The 13,736-nt window shown below is 68.5% G+C and carries 13 protein-coding genes and 1 pseudogene; 2 read left to right on the top strand and 12 right to left on the bottom strand.

Annotated elements, in window-relative coordinates; genetic code table 11:
- The first annotated feature begins 117 nt into the window (after positions 1–117).
- Positions 118–786, top strand: a complete 669-nt coding sequence (locus AB0M76_RS18370) for a hypothetical protein (RefSeq protein WP_365953804.1) — start codon at positions 118–120, stop codon at positions 784–786.
- A gap of 238 nt (positions 787–1,024) precedes the next feature.
- On the opposite strand, the gene AB0M76_RS18365 is transcribed toward AB0M76_RS18370, so the two are convergent.
- The 9 genes and pseudogenes from AB0M76_RS18365 to AB0M76_RS18325 form a co-directional block, all read right to left on the bottom strand.
- The gene (locus AB0M76_RS18365) at positions 1,025–1,717 is read right to left on the bottom strand and encodes a hypothetical protein (RefSeq protein ID WP_365953803.1); all 693 of its coding nucleotides are present in this window, start codon (positions 1,715–1,717) and stop codon (positions 1,025–1,027) included.
- Positions 1,718–1,802: 85 nt separating this feature from the next.
- Positions 1,803–2,225, bottom strand: coding sequence for a hypothetical protein (locus tag AB0M76_RS18360; RefSeq protein WP_365953802.1), 423 nt, complete (start codon positions 2,223–2,225; stop codon positions 1,803–1,805).
- 81 nt (positions 2,226–2,306) lie between these two features.
- On the bottom strand, positions 2,307–4,043 hold the full coding sequence (locus AB0M76_RS18355) for a mobilization protein (RefSeq protein ID WP_365953801.1): 1,737 nt from the start codon (positions 4,041–4,043) through the stop codon (positions 2,307–2,309).
- Positions 4,040–4,666 carry a hypothetical protein gene (locus AB0M76_RS18350; protein WP_365953800.1) on the bottom strand — a complete coding sequence of 209 codons (627 nt, stop codon included), beginning with the start codon at positions 4,664–4,666 and terminating at the stop codon, positions 4,040–4,042. The genes AB0M76_RS18355 and AB0M76_RS18350 overlap by 4 nt, the downstream gene beginning before the upstream one ends.
- 148 nt (positions 4,667–4,814) lie before the next feature.
- Entirely contained in the window at positions 4,815–5,006 is a 192-nt protein-coding gene (locus tag AB0M76_RS18345) for a hypothetical protein (RefSeq protein ID WP_266445732.1), read from the bottom strand.
- Between the two features lie 992 nt (positions 5,007–5,998).
- Positions 5,999–6,442: pseudogene (locus tag AB0M76_RS18340) on the bottom strand (DUF2637 domain-containing protein); the annotation flags it as partial.
- Entirely contained in the window at positions 6,439–7,155 is a 717-nt protein-coding gene (locus AB0M76_RS18335; protein ID WP_365953799.1) for a WhiB family transcriptional regulator, read from the bottom strand. The pseudogene AB0M76_RS18340 and the gene AB0M76_RS18335, both read right to left, overlap by 4 nt.
- Before the next feature lie 150 nt (positions 7,156–7,305).
- The gene (locus AB0M76_RS18330; protein WP_365953798.1) at positions 7,306–8,064 is read right to left on the bottom strand and encodes an ATP-binding protein; all 759 of its coding nucleotides are present in this window, start codon (positions 8,062–8,064) and stop codon (positions 7,306–7,308) included.
- Positions 8,061–9,143, bottom strand: a complete 1,083-nt coding sequence (locus AB0M76_RS18325) for a hypothetical protein (RefSeq protein ID WP_365953797.1) — start codon at positions 9,141–9,143, stop codon at positions 8,061–8,063. The genes AB0M76_RS18330 and AB0M76_RS18325 overlap by 4 nt, the downstream gene beginning before the upstream one ends.
- 586 nt (positions 9,144–9,729) lie before the next feature.
- Here AB0M76_RS18325 and AB0M76_RS18320 point away from each other — a divergent pair.
- Positions 9,730–10,590 carry a helix-turn-helix transcriptional regulator gene (locus AB0M76_RS18320; RefSeq protein ID WP_365953796.1) on the top strand — a complete coding sequence of 287 codons (861 nt, stop codon included), beginning with the start codon at positions 9,730–9,732 and terminating at the stop codon, positions 10,588–10,590.
- A 283-nt stretch (positions 10,591–10,873) separates the two neighbouring features.
- Here AB0M76_RS18320 and AB0M76_RS18315 read toward each other — a convergent pair whose 3' ends face one another.
- The 3 genes from AB0M76_RS18315 to AB0M76_RS18305 all read right to left on the bottom strand — a co-directional run bounded on the left by AB0M76_RS18315 (position 10,874) and on the right by AB0M76_RS18305 (position 13,543).
- Positions 10,874–11,503: an HAD-IA family hydrolase gene (locus AB0M76_RS18315; RefSeq protein WP_365953795.1), complete on the bottom strand. Its 630-nt coding sequence runs from the start codon at positions 11,501–11,503 to the stop codon at positions 10,874–10,876.
- A gap of 212 nt (positions 11,504–11,715) precedes the next feature.
- Positions 11,716–12,951 carry an MAB_1171c family putative transporter gene (locus AB0M76_RS18310; RefSeq protein ID WP_365953794.1) on the bottom strand — a complete coding sequence of 412 codons (1,236 nt, stop codon included), beginning with the start codon at positions 12,949–12,951 and terminating at the stop codon, positions 11,716–11,718.
- Positions 12,952–13,090: 139 nt separating this feature from the next.
- Positions 13,091–13,543, bottom strand: a complete 453-nt coding sequence (locus tag AB0M76_RS18305; protein WP_365953793.1) for a hypothetical protein — start codon at positions 13,541–13,543, stop codon at positions 13,091–13,093.
- Positions 13,544–13,736 lie beyond the last annotated feature (193 nt).

Here is a 13,736-nt window from a genome sequence, read left to right as displayed (position 1 = left end):
CATGCCAGCGACTCATGTGTCGTAGGGATACGACCGTCACGGAACAAGTGCTCTCCGCCGATACCCCGTCCCACCCTGGCGAGTTCGAGGCCCGGCCCGCAGCTGGTGCGGGAAGGAGTGCAGCAGCCCACCGTCCGATCCCCGGCCACCTCCTCGGCTACTGCGGCCAAGACCCTCGACTATCGGCGCGCTACCGGCAAGCGGGCCTGCGCCAACTGCGCTCACCTCACCAAGACGCTGGAGGCACTGCGCGGGCGAGCGGGCGGACTCATCCTGCCTGTGGCCGAGCCGTGTCACAGCGACGACAGTCTGCTGTGGACTCCACCAGGCGCTGGCCCCCTCGCTTTCGGCCACCGCCGCAACAGCGCCACCGGCCAGATGTACTGCGGTGAACGGCAGCCCACCGTTGCGGATCCCGGTGCGCACGAGTGCCCTGCCTGTCTGCGGCTGTGGGCCGAGGAGGAGACCTTCCGCCAGATGTACACACTGCCCGAAATGCGCGCGCACGCCGCCGTATGGGCGGTCGATGTTCACGGTGCCTTCGAGGAACGGGCGTGGCTGCTGGAGCCGGGCGACCGGTACACGATCTCTGGCTGCGCCGAAGCCCACCACGTGGTCGCCGTCTCCCGGCACCGCCGCGAGAGCCACGTCGACCTCGTCGTCTATCTGCCCGGCGAGGACCGCATCACCGATGCCCGAGTCCACAGCGACCGGCTCCTCGGCATCCAGCGCCCCTTCGCCGACGGCAGCGCGACCGCACTGCCCGCCCCGCAACGCGAGGTGTAACGAGCCGCGGGCCGCCTTGGGAGATCCACCGAGCGGCTCTGGCCACCCTGAGCACGGGGTGACCACCCTCCAGCATGCGTCGCCAGCCGGTCAGGCCCGGTTCCCAATCCACCAGGAGACGGGAACCGGGCCTGACGCGTACCACCCTCCAAGTGCCCATGTCCGCTCCGGCGGCCCACGGCATGCAGGTCGGCCCCGCCGGTCCTGGAGGAGCGGCGGGGCCGTACAGACGGTGCGGTCAGCTTTCGGTGCTGGCCTTGGCGAGGGCCTTCTCCACGTGGGAGTCGACCAGGGCCGGTGATCCGGAGACGACCAGCAGGATGCTCCCGGTGCGGACGGTGGTCTGCTTCACGATGCTGTCCTGCCCACCGGCGGTGAAGGTGATGAGCTGGCTCCAGGCCTCGTCGCCCAGAGCTGGGGCAGTCAGCTTCTGCGTGGCGATCTTCACGGGTTTGCTGCCGATCACCAGCTGGTAGACGGGGCAGCCGGTCATCGCCTCGAAGATGCGCTTCGTGCCGGCGGTCAGCTTGGGCGCGGTATCGCTGTAGAGCTCCTCGGAGATCTCGGAGCCGGTGCTGCCGCTGTAGAGGAACGTGGCCGTCGCCTTGTTCGGGAAGTCCAGGCTTCCGCCGGCGGCGGCGTCACCGCCGAGCTGTTCCAGTGCGGGGCAGCCGATCACCGTCGTGTCGTCGTGACGGGCGGTCTTCTCGGGCTTGCGCGTGTAGTCCTGGCTGAGATCAGCCTCGGCGAGGAGGCGCCCGGCGAGCGTGGAAGCGGACAGGGGGGTGCTGGACGCTGGGGCGCCGGACTTGGTCTGCCCCGACGGCTTCCCGAGGGGGGAGGCGGAGTCTGCGGGCGTACTGCCGGAGCACCCGGATATGGCGAGGGAGACGGCAACGGTCAGGCTGGTGGCGATGGCGCGGATGCGCATGTGAACCCCTGTTGTGGTCGTGCGGGTCTGACGGCCGGACCCCCGTGGGGTTCTCCTCCGGCGTTATGGGTGTCAGGGGTTGGGGTCAGTGGCCGAGGTGGCGCAGGCATTCCTCGTAGGTGGCGTGGTGTCCAGTGGTGGGCCCGCTGGTGCGGTTGTACCAGGTCGCGTCGAGCCGGGGCTCGACCTGTTCGTGGCCAGCTGGGCACCGCAGCCACACCCCATCGGGGGTGCTGGCGACGATCCACTTTCGGTACGCGCCGCACTCGGAGCAGGCGCGGACCTCGCCGTCGAGGACGAGTGGGAAGTCGTGGGTCATCAGCATCCCGGCCAGCTCCTCGCGCGTCGGCAGGCGCAGGTCGGGCGGCAGGAAGTCGTCCACGACCGGCACGGCCGCCGGCTCCTGGTGGTCCGGGCCCAGCGGCGGCTCGACGTGACCCGCGGTCCACGCCTCCCACCGCTTCTGGGCTTCGAGTCGTTCTCGTCGTTCGCGATTGCGTCCGAACATAAGGTTCCCCCCTCGTCCTTGTCCTGCCGGGCACCATAGATCGTGCACCACGCCCCTGTCGTCGTTCCACTCTAGAAACTCTCAATGTCCACGGCCCCGATCACGGCTGTCCTGGCGGACATCTGCGGGGCCGCTCGTGTGCGAAAGCGACGGCTTACCGGTGGAACTGCTGTGGAGCGGCATCGCGGACGCGTCAGCGGGGAGCCCGGCAAGACGGCGCAGCCGCCACACCAGTACGTCACTGACCGAGGACGCGGTGTCCAACTCCCTTCGTCCAGTGGCCTGCACGAGTAGTTCAGCGGCATCGTGCCCAGCCGCCTCGGCGTCGGCGAGGGTGGAGGCGAGCGCCGGCCAGCCCGCCTCGGCCAGGACCTGATCGGCGAGCTCCGGCACCGCTTCGCGCAGGACGGCGGCATGCCGCCGCTGGAGCGCGGGGGGCAGGAGGCGGCCCCGTTGGTGCAGTACGGCCATGGGGTGGCCGGATGCTGCCTGGTAGGCGGCGCGCAGGTGTTCGGCGGCCTGGAGGGCAGAAGCGGCCTGCTGGGCGTGCTCCTTCCTGCCGTGCCAGGCCGCGGCGGCGGTGACGAGGAAGAACGCCATGTCGATCAGCATCGCGGTGCTCGCCCCGTCCTCACCGCGGCCGAGTGCCGGTCCGCCGTGGACGAGGTCACGGGCGGCCTGGCGCAGGGCTCGGTCATGGCCGCGTGCGGCCCGGACGTGGGAGCGCGATGCCCGCTCGAACGCGATGGCGGCCTCGCCCAGTTGCTTGCGGGTGTGTGCGGCGGAGGTCTTGGCGAGCGCGTCCAGGACCTCGCCGGCCGCCGCGATATGGGCGGAGATCACGCCGTCGTCGCCGTCGTCGAAGACCAGCACCGCCTGCCACGCGGCGGTCGTTGCGGCCCGCCGTGCGGAGGCAGGGCCGGGCACCAAGCGCAGCGGAGCGTCCGCGGTGACGACCTCGCTGTCTTGGCCGGGGGACACCGCGGCCGTCCAGCGCTCGCGGATCCGGGGCAGGGACAGGTCCGGGGCGAGCCGCGCACCGGGATAGAACACCGGCTCCCCGTCCTTGTTCCGGTCGTCGGGGAGCGCAACCTTGTAGCCGAGGAGGTCGCCGGACGGTGCGACCCTTTTGTGGACGAGCAGGCCGGCAGCGGCGAGGCGGTCGAAGAACTCCCCCTCGTTATGGGTACCGGCCACCGCGCGGCGCACGGTCTCGCGCAGTTCTTCCCGGGCGGTGCGCTCGCGGCCCTGGCGCTCGGCCTTGTGGCGTTCGGCGCTGGTGGGGCGCTGGGCTGCGGTGCCGTCACCGGGCGCGACCTGGTGCAGGCCGAGCTCCTTCTCGATGAGGCGGCACTCGGCCTGGGCCCGCTTGCCGGAGCGGAAGTCGTCGGGCCGGCTGCCGTCCTCGCACACCAGGGTGGCGATGATGTGGATGTGGTCGTCCGCGTGCCGTACGGCGGCCCAGCGGCAGGCCGGCTCGCCGTCGCCCGGATCGATGCCGGTGGCGGCCACGATCCGGCGGGCGATCTCGCCCCACTCCGCGTCGGACAGGACCCGGTCGTCCGCGGTGGCGCGCACGGAGGTATGCCACACGTGCTTGGCGGGCCGGGCATGCTCCGGGAGGGCCTCGACGGGCTGGTCGAGGAGCTGCTGGAGGTCCTTCAAGGTGGCCTTCGGGTCCCGGCCGGGATCGGGCGACATGCCGTCGAAGGACGCGACGAGGTGTGGGTCGGTGTGCTCCTCGTGCTTGCCGGGCCCGTACAGGTAGGCGAGGAGCCCGATGGTCCGCGATCCGGGATCGTTGACGCTGGGGATCACGACGCGCGCCGCGCGATCAGCTGCGCTGCGGCTTCATGAACGGTCTCGGCGGCCCGCCCGATGGCAGCGAGCGCCGCTTCGAGCTGCGGCACGTCAGCACCGGAGTTCAAGGCCTTGGAGACCTGGTTCAGGTTGCTGCCGGCCCAGCCGAGCCTGCGCCGGCTCTCGAACAGAGCGGTGATCACTTCACGCTCGTCGGCGATCTCGGCGCTGGTGCGGTCGAGGTCGCGGGCGGCGGAGAGAGCGGCACGGGCGAGGAAACCGGCGACGGACAGGTGACACCGAGCGGCGGCGGACTTGATCAGCAAGAACTCGGCGTCGTTGAAGCGGGTATTGGGCTGGTGCAGGCGCTTCTTCTCGCGCGGCTGTCGAGGGCGCTGTCGGGCGCGGTCGGCACTGTCACGGCGACTACGACGCTGGGACGGCTTCTCCTCCTGCTCTGGCTTCGATCCGCCCCCGGTCGAAGCCAGAAGGACCTGCGCCCCCTGGTGCAGGTCCCCTCCCGCCCCCTCGGGAGCGGGAATGACGGAAGCTACGCTTCCGTCCCAACTTGCTCGCCGCGAGAGCGAGTTGTTGTCCGGCGGCTCTGGGACGGTGGTTGCGCTGTTCGGCGGGTTCGTCATCGGGTCCGGGTCCTCGTGGTGCTGGTTCGGTCGGGGGCGTGGTGGGGACGTTCGGGAGCTTGCTGCCCGAACGGCAGGCGGCCCGGCAGAAGTCCGGGCCGCCCTTTGGAGCGCCTCAGGCGGCGATCCGTCTGCCGTTATGGGGTGGTCATCCGCATTCGGGGCAGTGCGCGTAGTGCCGTGTGAGGGCCTCGGCCATGCGCTGCTTGGTGCCGAGGGCGGTTCGAGCGCTGGTCTTCGCCGGGGCGGTGCCCGGGTGGCGGGCAGCGTGGTTGCCGAGGTAGTGGATGTCCCGCTCAAAGTCGGCACGGATGCGGGTGAAGCGGGGGCACGTCTTCACCGGGGGCTCCTCGTCTTGGTGTTGTCGTCGCGCAGTCGGGCGAGGACTGGAGTGAGGCGGTCGTTGCGGACGGGGATCTGCTTGGCGCGCATGATCGCTCGCAGTTGCACGCGGGTGACGGACTCGTTGCCGTCCCGTTCAAGTGCGGTCCGCACGTGGGGACGCAGCCGTTCGACGATCTCGTCCTCGGTGAGGCGGGACCGGGACCGCGGTCCCGGTCCCTTGCGGGACCGCTCCGGTACGCGGTTCCCCGTCCCCCGGCTCGGTTTGGGGACCGGTCCCCGGTGCGACTTTGCCGGCGGGTCCTCGGGGTCGGCGTTGCCCCGGTCCCCGTCACGGTCACCGGCGTCGTCCTGGTCCCCGTCCGGTGCGGGATGGGGACGGGGACCGTCAGTCTCGGTCCCGGGGACCGTCCCCTTGCGGTCCCCGGTCCCCGGGACCGAGGAGGTGCGGTCGTGTCGGGGACGGTCCCCGCTGACGCCGTTGTTCCGCACCGTTGCGGGCGCGTGGCCACCCCGGTCCCCGCTGGTGGCCTTGATGTTGGGGACCGTGCGGGGCTCGTTGCCGGTCCCCGCAGGGGCGCTGGCACCGGGACGGTCCCCGTGTTCGGGACCGTCGGTCCCCTTGGGACGGTCCCCTTGGAGGACGGGGACCGCGTGGGGACCCGGGTTCTGCGCGGGGACCGTGTCTGGCCGGTCCCCGTTGTGGTGGTCCCCGGTCCCCAGGCCGGGGACGGTCCCCGGTGCCTCCGCCGTATCGAGGCCGGTGGGGATCGCCGGGTCGGGGACCGTTTGGGGACCGTGCCTCTGCTCGGGGACCGTGCTCGTTCGGTCCACACCAGAACGTTCCTCCGCGTCCCCACCGGCGGGGACCGCGGTCCCGTTACCGTCCCCTGACTGTGCGGAAGGCTGGTCCCCAATCGCCGTCCGGAAGGTCATGGCGCCTTCGGGGACGGCCTCCGTGGGGAGTGGAGCCCGGTCGTCGGCTGTGGCGACGTGCTGGTGGATCTGTCGCATCAGCACACCGAAGGCGAGCAGTGCGGCGGTGGGCGGGACGGCGGCGACGACGTAGTCCAGCACGGGGACCGGGTCGGTGCCGGTCCCGCCGACGCCGGCGACGTTGAGCGCGATGGAGCCGATCGATCCGATGGCTGTGAGGGCCACGGCCCACCAGTCGGTGACCTTGCGCAGTCCCGCCCGCAGCATCAGCAGCTCGCCGATGACGATGAAGGCATCCAGCGTGCCGGGCCAGGCCCACTGCCGCTCGGGTGACTTGGCCAGGCCGTGCTGCCCGGCGACCTCGGCCAGGTGCGCGTAACTCAACCAGAAGGCGGCGGCGGTCAAGGCCGCGATGACGGCGCCGGCGGCGGCGAGGGTGAACCGCTCCGTGGACTCGGTGCTCCTCCTGGGCCTGGGTCCCGTGCCGGGGGTGGTCATACGGCCTCCCGGAGGTTGTTGATCAGGGCCTGCGTTTGCACGTGACGAGCCACCGGCCTCGACTTCCGCGCTACGACCTTGCCCCGCCTGTCCTGACGGGGAATGCTCCGGTCGCGCTCGGGACCGTCACCGTCGTGAGCCTGGCCGGAGAGCGGGGGCTGCTGCCCGTCGAGGGCGGCCTGCCGGGCGGTCTCGACCGGATTCGGGTCCGAGGCGAGGTTGTGGTTGTCGCGGTTCTCGATGGCGCGGGCCTCCACGCGGAGCAGGTCACGGGCCCACTCGACACCGATCTGGAGGGAGTGGGCCAGGCGGGTCGGGCTCCAGCCCTGGGCGCTCGCGTAGCGGGTGAGGGTCTTGCGCTCGAGTCGGCTCAGTTGGACGTCCCGGCCTTCGATCACCGCCTTCACCCGGCTGTAGTCCAGTCGGTTCTCGACCTGGTCGTGCCAGGTCACGCGCTCGGCCTCGGTCAGGCCGCCCCAGACGCCCTCCTTGATCTCGTTGTCCAGGGCGTAGTTGAAGCATTCGCGGCGGACCGGGCACCAGCTGCAGATCTCCTTCGCCTCCGCGATGGCGTAGTCGTCGTTGGGTGTGTGAAAAAAGAGCTCGTCTGCGGTGGAGGGGTCGACCCCGTTGCAGGTGGCCCGGGCGTGCCAGCTGATATCGGCGACGCCGTGGAGGTCGGTGGGAGGGACGCTGGCGGTGATGTAGCGCATGGGATGTTTCTCCGGGTACGCCTCAGGGGCCGGCGGGCGGCAGCGCGGCACACCAGCGGTCAAGTGGTGTGGGTGCGTCCCGGCGGAGAGGCAGGGCAGGGGAGCGGCTACGGGGCCGCCCCGAAGGGGGAGAGGGTGCGGAAGGGCCGGTCAGTCGCGCAGGAAACGGCGGTCCGGGCCGTCGAACTCGACCCCGGTACACATCCCGGACAGCCGGGAGAGCACCCGGTCACCGACCTTGTCGCGCAGCACCGGCTGGTACTGGTCCATGTGCTCGGTACGCACCGGCGCCAGGTTGGTGGTGACCAGCGTCGGGAGGTGGTGCTCGTCACGCCAGGCCAGAAGCCGGAAGGTGATGTCCTCGTTCCATTCGCTGGGCTTGGCGGTGCCCAGGTCGTCCAGGAGGAGGAGCGGCACCCGGACGATGCTGCGGAGCAGCCACTCGACGTCCACACCGGTCCGCTGGCGCATCTGCCCGAAGAGGTCGGTCGCCTTGACCGCGTGCCAGGGCACTGCGCACCCGGCGGCGGTCAGCGAGCGGATCGCACCGAATGCCTCGTGGGTCTTGCCTGCCCCGGTGTTCCCCCAGAGCAGCAGCGAGGGTCCGCGGGCGATCACCCGGCGCCCACCGCTGCCCCAGTGCGGGTTGTGTGCATCGGCGTTCGGCGCGGTCGCGGATGCCACGATCGTCCGAACCCAGGTGATGACGGCGGGGTGGCTGGCGAAGGCGTCCCGGTAGGCGTACGGGATGCGCCGCTGGGCTGCCTCCAGGGCCGGGATCGGCTCCGGAGTGTCCGCGAGGACCGGGGCGGCCGGGTCGATGCCGCGCTCGGCGAGGCGGGCGGCGAGGCGGGCCTGCAGACGGTCGGAGACGGCCAGCTGCGGGTCGGCGAGACGAGTGCGGGTCACAGGCTTCCTCCGAACGTGGTGGGCGCGGGCGCCGGATTGCGGTAGGGCGTGTAGGTGGATCCGGTGCTGGCCCATGGCCCCGCGCCGGAGGCGGAGGACGAGGGGGAGCCGACCGCCTGCGGTGAGGCGTTGACGACCTGGTTCACCAGGCTGGGCAGGACGCTCGGGTGTAGGCCCTTGTCCCGCAGCAGCTCCAGGGCGGCGCGGATGTCCCTGGGCGTGAAGTCCTCGTCGAGCAGGATCTTGATCTTGCGGCCGAGCAGGCCGAGCGTGTCGCTCGGGGGGCGCCGCTTGCAGCTCTTGGTGTACTCGGCCACCAGATCCTTCGCGGACACCTTCTCCGAGACGCTGCCTGACGCTGGCGTCTCGCGCCCCGTAGGTACTGATCCAGGATCCAAGATCCTAGATCCAGACGACGAGCCCTCGCGCATTTGTGTCGAGCCCTCGTCGAATGCCTCCTGAGCTGCGGTTTTTCCAGCCAGGTCGGAAGGCGACTCCTGGGTGGCCGCCGGAGCGGATCGCGGGGCCGCACCGAGGCCGACCGGTACGGGGTCCGGGTTCGCCGTCAGCGCGGAATCGGGCGAAACCGGCTGATCGAGTACTCGACGAGTATTCGTCGAGTCCCGCGAGGGGGCAGCTGCCAGCCCAGCAGTGGTGGCCGGCGCCGACGTCCTGGTGGGCGTGGAGGAGGCGGGGCAGGCCGCGTCGCCGCAGCCGCTGCAGCGGTGATGAGCCTGGTGTGCGGGGCACCGTGGCATGCGCGATGCCGACGGCCGGTCGATCTTCTGGTGCTTGTCCCACGTCACGAAGTGCAGGTAGTTCTTCCCGTCGCACCCGGTGTAGCGGCAGATCAGCCCGGCGGCTTCCAGCTGCTCCAGGTCATTGGCGACGTTCGCCGGCGCGTGCTCGGCACGCAGCGGCCACAGGACCCCGGCGATGATCGCCGGATGGGCCAGGAACCGCCCGTTGTCATCGGCCTGGGTGAGCAGCCCGAAGAAGGTCACCACCGCGGTGACGTCGACCGAGGCCAGGTCCTCGGACAGGAACGCCTCGGGCTTGATGGTCCGTATTCGCGCCATCAGACAGCACCCCCCTGCTGGCGAGGGGTGGGATCGGGCGTACGCTCCGGTCTTTTGCGCAGGGCAGTCGCCATGCGACACTCTCCTCTGTTGTGAACATCGCACCGGTGTGCCCGTGAGAAGGTCCGGTGCTGTGGTGATGGGTAGCTCTCCCGCCCTTGCCGGGGCGAACGTGCTACCAGAAGCGTCCGGCGTCTGAGAGGTTCTCTCGGGCGCCGTCGCTGTTTTCCGGGCTCACCCAGCCCGTAAGGTCCGTTCCTGGTGCATCCAGTCCCCCTCCATGTCCTCCGGCGGGTCTGGTGACCCGCTGGGGACGACGAACATACGCAGAGCCTGCCGAAAGACCTAGGGATTGCTCTAGAACTCCTCACAGGTCATGGCATGGCCCTGACCTGGGCCGATTCCGCTTCGAGTGAGGCCGGGAGGCGCACGCGGTGGAAGGGCTGGCACCATAGAGAGACGCGGCGCCCCCGAACACCAGGTGCGATACAGGAAAGTACGTTAGTTGAGCGGATGTATCAAGCCGTCGATTACAGTGCTCTAGACGCCGCCCAGATCGCCTAGACAGTCACTTGCAGGAGTCCATGTGCCCCCACGTCAGTTCGACGGCAGTCACGTACGTGCTGTCCGACGGGGCAGAGATCTCAGCCAGCAGCAGCTGGGTGACATGGTGGGCGTCAGTGGCCCTGCCGTAGCGCGATGGGAAAACGGCCAGGACTTCCCCAAGGGTGAGAAGCTCCCCGCCATCGCTAAGGCGCTGCACAAGCCACTCGATGACCTCTTCCCCCATGACGGCCCACCCGACCTGCAGCTCCTGCGTTGCGACGCCGGACTGAGCATCGCGCAGGCCGCAGAGATCATCAACGCGAGCCGTGCGCCGCTGGGCAACGCCGAATCCGGACGGCGCAGGCTCAGCGATGCCTACGTGAAGCCACTCGCCAAGGCCTACAGAGTGACCGAACGCGAGCTGCTGGTCGCGCAGGACCGTTCCTTTGGTGTCCGCGTGCCGTCTGCGTCCGGACCCAGGACGATCGAGGAGAAGATCAATTACCTCCTCCAGCACGGGTACGTGGGCCAGGAAGCCCCATCCGACGAGGAAATCGCACGCGCTGTCAACGAGCATGCGGGCGCGTCCACCGTCACGGCCGGCGACATCGTCGCGCTTCGGACGGGCGCCACAACCGATGCCTCCGACGTAGTGCGCGCAGGGCTAGCCCACGCCCTCCAGGTCGACGCCGCCCTGTTCCAGGACGATGCGGAGCTCAGCCCCGAGGCCCGGCAGCTCCTGGAGGCGTTCCGTTTCATCGGCTCGATCCACCGGGGGCAGATCCTCGGCCTGGCCGCCCGCGGTAACAGCACGGGTCTGTCCGCCGAGATGATGGCCAAGATTAACGATCTTGTCGGAGAACTGAAGCACAAACTGCCGGATGTGCCAGGCGCGGAGTGACGCCACCTGCCCGCAGGTCGGCTGGGCTTCGTGCGCCACAGGTCAGCGGTATGGGCCGGGCTCTGTAGAACCTGCGCTCTTCGCTCCCAGGGTTGACCGCTGGCTGCGCGCAGGCGCGGAGCTTGTCGGCACCAGGGCGGCAACGACGAACGGGACTACGGTGCCGCACCGATGATCCGGTGCAACGCCGTAGCCCCGCTACTGTTCGTAAGGATGTATTCGAGCGCCAAGAACGGGCCCTCGCTTGGGCGCGGCTGCCTGGTGTCGGGGCGCCGGCGACTCGCTACGGCGCCGAGGTGAGGTCCACGCCGAGCAGGTCCTGGAGATCTGCCACCGTCTGCTTAGGGTCCTTGTTGTGTACCCCTGCGAGGCCGAGCTTCTCTGCTGCCTTAACGTACGCCTCGGTGTCATCGACAAAGACGCACTGCTCGGCGGGCAGGTCCATGACCTTGAGGGTGGCTTCGAAGAGCGCCGCGTCGGGCTTGCGCATCTGGTGGTGCTCGGAGATCACCACGGCGTCGTAGAGGGTCTCAAGCTCGTAGCCGTCGTACAGGTCCCAGGGCGCGAGGCCCACACTGTTGGACAGGATGCCCACCTTGATCCCGGCGCGCCGTGCGGCCGCGGCCGCGTTGATCAGCAGCGGCTCGGGGCGCAGGCCGCCGAAGATCCTGCCCATCAGGTTGTCGGGGGACACGCCCAGCTTCTTGCCCGCGATCTCGTTCCACTCGGTCTGGCTGACCGCTCCACGCTCCAGGTCACTGGTGACCCGCACACCTTCTTCGTCCTGGTACAGCGCAGAGATGCACGCACCCTGGGGCAGCCCTTCACGCTGCTCAAAGGCGAGCACCACAGGCAGCAGGGGGGTGGTCAGTACGCCTCCGAAATCGAGGATGAGGCCGGTGCGGTTGGACATGCGGGAACTCCATTGCTGAGGCTTTGGACGCCTTCCAGACCGGATAGCGTCGCGGACCCGGCTGCATATGGCGACGGCAGCACTGCACGTCGCAGGCCCGGGTGAACTTACGAGGCGGAGCAAGACCAAACAGTCCGCGTCATCTACGGTACCAGCCAAGCCCATACGGTCTTGAGTGCCGAATGTCACCAAGGCGCTGCATCCAAGATCAATTACCGGGAGGGCTCGACTTCTGTCCGCGCCGACTGCTCTAGAAGTATTCGAGCCTGATCCGTTGTTATATGGGAATAGGTGACACTCACGCGCGTTAGCCAGGCTGCTTCGCTATCGGTGTCAACGAACGGCTTCGGCTTCAAGGGGGAAGTGGCATACCGGCTGGCCCGACCTGTGGTGGCGGCCTGGAGCGCTGCTTTGATCCAGTACGCTTCAGCGGCTGGCTCGGGGTCGGCGTGAGAGGCAGTTCTGTCCTCGGCGGCGAACCTCAATTCCTTCGGCGCGTAATACCGCAGCTTCTCGCAGGCGTCGGCAATATCCTGAGTCCAGCGATCCAGGCGAACATCGCTAGGGACACGCATATGGATGAGCTCTGCGAGCCGAGACCCAGGCGGGTACAAGCTGGTTCCAGGAAACGCCTCGACCAGGCTGAACCAGAGTGGATAAATCCTGTAAAGAGTGCGCCACGTCTTCCATCGGACAGCGGCCGCTTGGGTGGTAGGAATACTTGCACCGACCGCGACGATCAGGAAGAGCGCGTTCATCCATACTGCCGTCGCGTCCACGAGGAACTCCACAGTGGAGTCACTCAGAGGGAATATCACCGCTCCCCAGAGGATCGCGACGCGAGCCACAGTGTGGGCCAGCCCCATCCACATCGAGAACCCCATCAAGCCGAGTCCTACACGCATGCTGGTGCTCTCGGCCTGACGCGCGGCCCTTGTCCACTGGTAGCCGCAAACTGCGGTTGTGATCAGAGGGAAGAAATAGAACACGGTCATGTAGACCGCAGCACCCCATTGCCCAGCATGATCGATGAGGAAACTCTGGCTCGGCTTGGCTCGGTCCACCACGGTGAAGAATAGGACCGTTAGCAATACCACGCCTATCGCGCCTGTCTTATAGGAGGCGCGGGCGATCCAGCGTGACACCGCGACGTGTCGCGGGACGATGGCCTCGGAGCTCTTCCCGTAGCTGGTCGCGACGTACGTCAGAGCTGCAAGGATGGCCGCCGTGCTGGCAAAGTGCCTGAGAAGGGCACTCAGGTCAACAACGGGGATCCGTTCCACCGCCTGCATCGCTGCCGGTGTGTACAGCCAAAGGGCTATGGCGAATCCGGCGTAGCCGCCCCACAGAGCTCGGCGGTGGGCATCGGCGTACCGGACTGCGGGGAATCTCCACACTGCAATAATGGTCATTACGGCCGCAGTCAGGTATTTGAAGATATCGAGCACGTAATCAACGCATATCTACGGGCCGGCTGGATGCGCGCCAGCCAGGAAGGCTGGTTGGCCACAGCCGCGATTGACAGTGGGTGGACTGCGTGACGGCTATCGTGTGGCTGGGATGTATACCCCAGTGACAGCCGGGCGCTCACGGTTGGTTTCGGCGCAGTGGTGGAGCAACGGGATGAGAGAGTGAGGACTCTAGGAGGCTGACCATGTCGTCACCCCCGCTTGATGACTGGCGGCGCGCCAGCCTCTTTATCAGCGACGCAGAAAGCTCCGCCTGCTTTTCCTCAGGGCTGTCGAAATTAACGCGGCCTTGGACCAAAGTCGTCGGGAAACGCCGAACAACTTCCTCGCGGATGTGCTCCGGTACGTATTGCTCGATCTCGGCACTCGTAAGAGTGGTGCCGTGATCCAGCCACTCGTGTGCGAGCTCGTGAAGGATGATGTGCTCGGTTTGGTTGCGACTTGAGCGGCGACGGTAGAGCACAATCGTGAACTCTGGTGCCTTGACTCGAAGGCCGCAGGCAGTTCCCAGGCCTCCATCGGGATCATCCAGCGGTACCAGGCGAATCTGGCGACTCAGCGCGCGTTCCATATTTCGCACCAGCGCCTCGACGCTGAAGGGAACAGGGACGGGAAGGTCTGCGAGTAGCCTCTCGCATTCCCGCACGAGAGCGCGCCGAGAACCATTCCGACGCCAAAGCATAGTCACTCCTCGAAGTGCCACTGAGGTGTCCGCTGTCGAGCCCCGATCTCGATTTACGCACGTGGGGCGTTAGCAGCCAGAG

Source organism: Streptomyces sp. NPDC051364, assembly GCF_040682115.1.
In the GTDB taxonomy this organism is placed as follows: domain Bacteria; phylum Actinomycetota; class Actinomycetes; order Streptomycetales; family Streptomycetaceae; genus Streptomyces.
Note: the sequence above shows the minus strand (reverse complement) of the source record. Positions and strands in the feature narration are given on the sequence as shown.